The 7,089-nt window shown below is 59.1% G+C and carries 6 protein-coding genes and 1 rRNA gene; 5 read left to right on the forward strand and 2 right to left on the reverse strand.

The features are described from left to right. The first annotated feature begins 92 nt into the window (after nucleotides 1-92). From WBP53_RS14210 to WBP53_RS14220, 3 genes are all read left to right on the forward strand, one after another. A complete protein-coding gene (locus WBP53_RS14210; protein WP_423930031.1) occupies nucleotides 93-869 on the forward strand; it encodes an exodeoxyribonuclease III in 777 nt (258 codons plus the stop codon). Then, nucleotides 866-2,179, forward strand: coding sequence for an AmpG family muropeptide MFS transporter (locus tag WBP53_RS14215; protein WP_423930033.1), 1,314 nt, complete (start codon nucleotides 866-868; stop codon nucleotides 2,177-2,179). Before WBP53_RS14210 ends, WBP53_RS14215 begins: the two co-directional genes overlap by 4 nt. Before the next feature lie 74 nt (nucleotides 2,180-2,253). Beyond that, nucleotides 2,254-2,541, forward strand: a complete 288-nt coding sequence (locus WBP53_RS14220) for a hypothetical protein (protein WP_423930035.1) — start codon at nucleotides 2,254-2,256, stop codon at nucleotides 2,539-2,541. 3 nt (nucleotides 2,542-2,544) lie between these two features. Here the strand turns inward: WBP53_RS14220 and WBP53_RS14225 are convergent, their stop codons facing one another. Both WBP53_RS14225 and WBP53_RS14230 read right to left on the reverse strand, forming a co-directional pair. Next, on the reverse strand, nucleotides 2,545-3,648 hold the full coding sequence (locus WBP53_RS14225; RefSeq protein ID WP_423930037.1) for an anhydro-N-acetylmuramic acid kinase: 1,104 nt from the start codon (nucleotides 3,646-3,648) through the stop codon (nucleotides 2,545-2,547). Between the two features lie 8 nt (nucleotides 3,649-3,656). Beyond that, entirely contained in the window at nucleotides 3,657-5,111 is a 1,455-nt protein-coding gene (locus WBP53_RS14230; protein WP_423930039.1) for an OapA family protein, read from the reverse strand. 187 nt (nucleotides 5,112-5,298) lie between these two features. Here WBP53_RS14230 and tyrS point away from each other — a divergent pair, with 187 nt between their 5' ends. After that, a complete protein-coding gene (gene tyrS, locus WBP53_RS14235; protein WP_423930041.1) occupies nucleotides 5,299-6,510 on the forward strand; it encodes a tyrosine--tRNA ligase in 1,212 nt (403 codons plus the stop codon). A 458-nt stretch (nucleotides 6,511-6,968) separates the two neighbouring features. Continuing rightward, nucleotides 6,969-7,089 (forward strand): 16S ribosomal RNA (locus WBP53_RS14240); the annotation flags it as partial.

A 7,089-nucleotide genomic window follows, 5' to 3' on the forward strand; every position in this document is an offset into this window, starting at 1 on the left:
AAACCCGACGCGGGCGCGCGAACAATCCGCAATGGCGAACCCGCGTAGTTCCGGTAGTCTTGCGTCCATTCCCAATTCCGCACTCCCAAAAGATGAAGATCATCAGCTTCAACGCAAACGGCATACGATCGGCCGCAAACAAGGGATTCTTTGACTGGCTACGGTCGCAACAGGCCGATATCACCTGCATCCAGGAGACCAAGGCGCAGGAACATCAGCTGGTCGATCCAATGTTTCGTCCAGATGGACACCACTGTTTCTACAAGGATGCATCCACGAAAAAGGGCTATAGCGGTGTCGCCATCCTTTCAAGGCGCGAGCCCGATGAAGTGCGGACGGAATTGGGGTGGGCACCATTCGACGATGAGGGGCGCTACATCGAGGCCCGTTACGGAAACTTGAGCGTGGTGTCGTTCTACATCCCCTCAGGCTCGTCCGGAGACCTGCGCCAGGGGTTCAAGTTTGAAGTCATGGACTGGTTGAAGCCCATCCTTGATGAGTGGCTCACGAGCGGTCGTGACTACGTGCTCTGCGGCGACTGGAACATCGTGCGCAGCGCCCTGGACATCAAAAACTGGAAATCGAACCAGAAGAACTCCGGCTGCCTGCCACAAGAGCGTGACTGGTTGAATGGCCAGTGTGAGCCAGCAGAAACTGCCTGGACTGATGCCTATCGGCACCTGAATCCTGCGGGTCAGGATTACACCTGGTGGAGCAATCGCGGAGCAGCACGTGCGAACGATGTCGGTTGGCGCCTCGACTACCAGTTGGTGACTCCCGGCCTGCGCGATCGCCTGCGTTCCTGTTCGATCGAACGCGAACAGCGCTTCTCTGATCACGCGCCGTTTTCGGTGGACTATAGCGAATGAGTGCCGGCACGCCAGCCAGGCCGCGCGGATGGCGCGCTGCAGCCGCGACGTTCGGGACGCGCTCCGCCATCACGATGTTTTTCCTGGGATTCGGCTGCGGACTGCCGTTCTTCCTGGTGGGCAATACCCTGGCAATCTGGCTGAGAGATTCCGGTTGGGCATTGGGTCCCATCGGGCTGGTCAGCTATCTCACGTTCTTCTATGTCTTCAAGTTCGTCTGGGCGCCATTGCTGGATACCCGGCGCCTGCCCTATTTCGGTCGATTGGGTCGCCGGCGTGGCTGGCTTCTTGCGGCGCAACTTTCGATAGCGGCCGGGCTTGCCGCTCTGGCTTTGACCGGTCCTGTCGCATCGGTGCCGCTGTTCCTTGCGTTGGCAGGGTTCACTGCCCTTGCAGGCGCCACCCAGGACACCATGGTGGATGCATACAGGGTAGAGATTGCGCCTATCGACGCGCAGGCGGCATTGGCCGCCACCTACACCCTGGGCTATCGAATCGGACTGCAGCTGTGCGGCGGCGCATTGGTGCTCTATCTGGCGGATTTTGCCGGTTGGCGCATTGGCTACCTGAGCATGGCCGTGCTCGCCCTGGTGCCCGTCATGGCGACGCTGCTTTCGCCTGAGCCCGAATCCAGCCAGCGCATCGATTCCGAAGTTCGCCCGAGTTTCGTTGAGGCCTACATCAAGCCGTTCGCGGAATTCTTCCGCCGCAATGGCTGGGTACTTGGATTGGTTCTGCTTGCGTTTGTGGGTCTCTTCAAGATGCCGGACCAGATGCTGAGCATTGCCGGGCCGTTCTATCTTGATACCGGCTTCAGCAAGAGCGACATCGCGACGGTGTCGAAAATATACGGCGTCTGGATGGGAATTGGCGGTGCCTTTCTTGGCGGCTTTGCCGTTGCGGCAATGGGCGTTCGCAAGTCGCTTCTTGTGGCGGCCCTGGCGGTGGCACTCTCAAACCTGCTGTTTATCCTGATGTCTCTGCATCCCGGTGAAATCTGGACGTTTGTCGCAACCATCTCCGGAGACAACCTCTCGCAGGGTTTCGCCGGAACGGTCCTGGTCGCATTCATTTCCGGACTGGTCGACAAACGCTACACGGCCACCCAATACGCCTTGTTGTCGTCCCTCGCCAACCTGCCGGGCAAACTCATTGGTGGATTTTCCGGCTTTATCGTCGAAGCATCCAGCTACACCGTGTTCTTCGTCATCAGCAGCGTGTCGGTCATCCCGACCTTGCTGATACTGGCGTGGTTGTGGCGAAGACTGGCTCCGGGAGCATTGGACAACGAGACCTCGGCGGTTGCCTGAGGCGTGTCGGAATGCGCTGAAAAGTGCCGGCATTGTTGCGACAATCCGAATGTCACCAATTTGAACGACAGGTCATGGCGGAAATTCGCGTCAAAGACATCGACGAAGATACCTTCGAACGCCTGACCGCGTTGGCCAACGAGCGCGGCTGGACAATCAATGAAGTGGCCCTTCGTGCGCTTCGCTACGCGCTGGGCCTTAGCAACGAGCATTTGTCCGGCCAGGATCGGCAGGATATTGCGACCATGCGCGGAGTCTGGAACCAGGTCGAAAACCAGGCTTTCCACGAAGCCATCGAAGCGTTCCGCCAGGTCGATTCGGGGCCAACCTTCGAGTCCCCCAACCGCAAGAAGCAGGCCTGAAACTCAGGGCGGAGCTGCGAACACGGCACCAAGGTGTCGCTGGCCACGTGCGCCAGTGACGCTGGGCAAGTTGCTGCTTCTCCCGGCCAGTCGTTCGCGAGCAAGCCACGCCAGGAGTGCCGCTTCGACAAAGTCCGGATCGAGTCCCACGCTGGCCGTACTGTCCAGTGGAATGGGCGAGATCGCCGTAGCGAGGGCGGACATCAATCCGAGGTTGTGTACCCCGCCTCCGCAAACCAGAACACGAGCAGGTTTGAATGCGCTTGCTGACAAGGCATCGGCAACGGTCCGGGTGGTCAGTGCCATCAAGGTCGCCTGCACGTCAACGGGCTTCCTGTCCTGATCGCCCAAACGCTTGTCCAGCCAGTCCAGGTTGAACACTTCGCGCCCTGTACTCTTGGGCGGCTGAATCCTGAAATACCGGGCATCCAGCAGGACTTCGAGCAGGGCGAGGTCCACCGTGCCGCTCGTTGCCCATTCGCCGTTCAGATCACAGCTTGTGCCGCGGTGACGCATGTTCCAGGCATCAAGAAGGCAATTGGCCGGCCCCGTATCGAAGCCTAGGACTTCCATGTGCTTGCCCAACAGGCTCAAGTTGGCAATGCCGCCCAGATTTAGAACCGCGCAGGGTAGATGGTTGGAAAGGGCGGCGGCGTGGAAAGCCGGTGCCAATGGCGCCCCCTGACCACCCGCAGCGACATCGGCCCGTCGGAAATCAGCTACCGTACAAATGCCGGTGCGTTCGGCAATAACCGCGGCATCGCCGATCTGCATGGAAAACGGGTGATTCCCATCGGGTCGATGGCGAATGGTCTGGCCATGCGAACCGATCGCCTGCACCGCCGAGGCTGGTGTCCCGGCATCAGCAAGGAGGTCGAGCGCCGCAGCAGCAAAACATTCGCCGATCTCGACATCCAGGGCGCCGAGATGATCCAGCAGAATCGCTGCGTCGGGCTCGGTCAGCGCCAGGAGCTTTTGGCGCAGTTCCGCCGGGTATGGTGAAGTTCTAGCGGCGATCACTTCGATCCCGCCATCAAATCGCACCAGCGCGGCGTCGATGCCATCCGTACTGGTGCCCGAGATCAGCCCCAGGAACAGTGAGCTCATCGGAGTTCTCAGTGATTCTGGGCGAGGCGGACCGAGTCGACCATCTTGAGGCGGGCCAACAGCGTTGCGGAACCCTCGTTGAAGCGCGCCAGTTCGCTGGCAGGCAAGGGTTCCTGCTTCGGCAGTGTGACTTTCAGCGGATCACGGTGCTTGCCGGCAACACGGAATTCATAATGCAGGTGTGGGCCGCTGGCCAATCCGGTCATGCCGACATAGCCGATGACCTGTCCCTGGCTGACGCGCTGTCCGACCTTGCCGCTGGCGAATCGCGACATATGGCCATACAAGGTGGTGAACTTGCCTTCGTGCTGGACAATGACAACGTTGCCGTAGCCATTCTGACGACCGCGAAACACGATCTTGCCGCTACCAGCCGCCTTGATCGGTGTGCCCGAGGGGGCGGCGTAATCGACGCCTCGGTGGGCACGCATCTTGCCGAGGATCGGATGCATGCGGCCGCTGCTGAACTTGGAGGAGATTCGCGTGAATTCCACAGGTGTGCGCAGGAAGGCCTTGCGCAGAGGTCGGCCGTCCTCGGTGTAGTACAGCGTTTCGCCCATCGAATTGGTGTAGCGGACTGCCGTAAAGCGTTTGCCCTGATTGGTGAACGTCGCGGCAATGATGTCGCCGGCACGCAGACGCTCGCCCTCTCGATAGAGTTCGTCAAAAATGACGCTGAAACTGTCGCCGGTGCGCAAATCCTGAGCGAAGTCGATGTCATAGCCGAAAGCGTTGGCCAGCTTGAGCGTCATCAGGTCACTCATGCCTGCCTGGTCGCCGGCTTCGAAAAGCGAACTGTTGATCACCCCGTGGGCGACCTGCACGCGCCGCTCAACGGCGCGATCCTGCAGGGTCTCACCAACGCTATCCGAACCGAAATCGAGAACTACACGGGTCGATTCGTCGCGATCGAAGCGAAATGCCTTGAGCGACCCATCGCTGTCGATGTCAAAAGCGAACTCGTCTCCGGGGCGTATGTTTCGTAGCGCCGCACCGTCGGATTGCGAATCCAGTGCGCGATTCAGCACGTTGGCACCCAAGCCCTGGTTACTGAAAATCTCCGAGAGTGTCTGGCCTGACTCGACAGTGACAACTTTCCAGTCAGGGCCGAGATTGCCCTCAGCTGCAAGCAAAGCGATGGCGGCTTCGGCTTCAGCGCCTGCAGGCAAGGGCGGCAACTCGAGCGGCATGGTCGTGAATGCTGCCTGCGACAAGTCACTTCGGGTCGCGCTGGCAAAAGTCGGCATGATGACGCCGACGAGCAATGTCAGAAGTACGGCAGTCCCGCCCAGAATCCAGTGTTCCTTCTGCCACGACACCGGGGCCGCTGCGACGTTGCGCAGGAAAGTCCACTTGTGATTACGCAAATAGAACTTGAGGTGCTGGCGACGTGCCCGGCGCCGGACTGCGAGTCGGCGCGCCATTTGTCTGGCATTCTGGGTCGGCGGGTTTGTCTCTGTCACGTTCGCGTTCCGGATACTGGCCACGTACCATAACGGGCGCTCGCGAGCTGCGTCAACGAATATGATGTCGCAAATTTGCGAAACTTTCCTCGATTAACAATCACTTAACCTGATCGTCTCGGATCGGGATGAGTAAGCGGTTTGCCGCGCCATCCCTGCCGTACGACCCAAGCCTCGAGAGGGCCTCATGGTCGACATCCCATCATCGCTCGATCTGATTGGTCGTGGCGCAGAAGAACTCATCAAGCAGGAAGAGCTTGAGGCACGCCTCAAGCTGGGCCGGCCATTGCGTATCAAGGCGGGTTTAGACCCGACAGCGCCGGATCTGCATATCGGTCACACGGTTTTGCTGAACAAGATGCGCCAGTTCCAGGATCTGGGCCATCAGGTCATTTTTCTGATCGGTGACTTCACCGGAATGATTGGCGATCCGACCGGCAAGAACGCAACGCGCAAACCGCTTACGCGCGAGGATGTGGAGGCCAATGCGGTCACCTATACCGAGCAGGTGTTCAAGGTGCTGGACCGCGAGCGCACCGAGGTGCGCTTCAATTCGGAGTGGTTTGCCAAGATGAATGCCGCCGACATGATCAAGCTTGCCGGCCAGCATACGGTGGCGCGCATGCTCGAAAGGGATGATTTCTCCAAGCGCTATGCCGCCCAGCAGTCCATCTCCATTCACGAATTCCTCTACCCGCTGGTCCAGGGCTACGACTCCGTCGCCCTGAAGGCGGACGTCGAGCTTGGTGGCACAGACCAGAAGTTCAATCTCCTTATGGGCCGCGGACTGCAGGAGCATTTCGGACAGCCACCGCAGATTGTCCTGACCATGCCGCTGCTGGAGGGCCTGGACGGAGTCAACAAGATGTCCAAGTCACTTGGCAACTACATCGGCATCAATGAGCCGGCCATCGATATCGTGACCAAGACGCTCAAGATCGGCGATGAACTCATGTGGCGTTGGATCGAACTGCTGAGCTTCGAGATTTCACTGGCCGAAATTGAGATGTTGAAGCGAGATATTGCTTCCGGCCAACTCAACCCCAGAGACCTGAAAATGCGCCTGGCGCGTGAATTGGCGACACGGTTCCATGATGCAGAAGTCGCGGAATTGGCGATTGCCGGCTGGAATGCCGTTGTGCGCGGTCAGGGAGACACCAGCCAATTGCCATTGAACGAAGTGTCGGTCCCTGTCGAGGGATTGCGTCTTGCCGCGCTGCTCACGGCCTGCGGGCTCACTGCCAGCAATTCCGAGGCAAATCGGAAGCTCAAGGAAAATGCCGTGCGCATCGATGCCGAGGTTGTGGTGGACGCGCAAAGAGTCTTTGGCCCGGGGTTCGAGGGTGTCCTGCAAGTTGGCAAGCGCAATTTTTCCCGCGTTCGCCTCATCAGCGCATAGGCTGGCGGGATTGGGCAAAATCCGATCTGTATGCGGCAAAACGTCCATTTGCCCGATATCGGTGATTTCCTGCTGGCGCACACGTGTTCCCGCGGTTAGGATGCGCGCCCCGTTGAGGTTGGGCTGTTGAAGACAGTTTGATTGGGCGGGGGTTGGCACAGAGAGGCGATGCGAAAAAGGGCATCGCAAGGTGTTGACGGTAGGAAAAATGGTTGTATGATGTGCGGCTCGCTGACGACGAAAGGTTGTCAGCCGCGGGGATGGAAATTCCCGCACCGTAAGAGATCTTTGACAGTGTGCGCAGGTATCTTGTGTGGGCGCCTTGCGGTGGATGAAAGTCCAAAGCAATACGAGCGTCCAAGCAAGAATCAAGCAAAAGCTATAAGCCATAGTTTGAAGATGCTTGGGTTAAACGTTCAGGAATAAACCTAGGGGCTTGCCCTGATGGTTAGAAGGTTCAACTGAAGAGTTTGATCCTGGCTCAGAGTGAACGCTGGCGGCAGGCCTAACACATGCAAGTCGAGCGGCAGCGGGTCCTTCGGGATGCCGGCGAGCGGCGGACGGGTGAGGAATGCATCG

Source organism: Dokdonella sp., from assembly GCF_049593775.1.
Lineage (GTDB): Bacteria > Pseudomonadota > Gammaproteobacteria > Xanthomonadales > Rhodanobacteraceae > Dokdonella.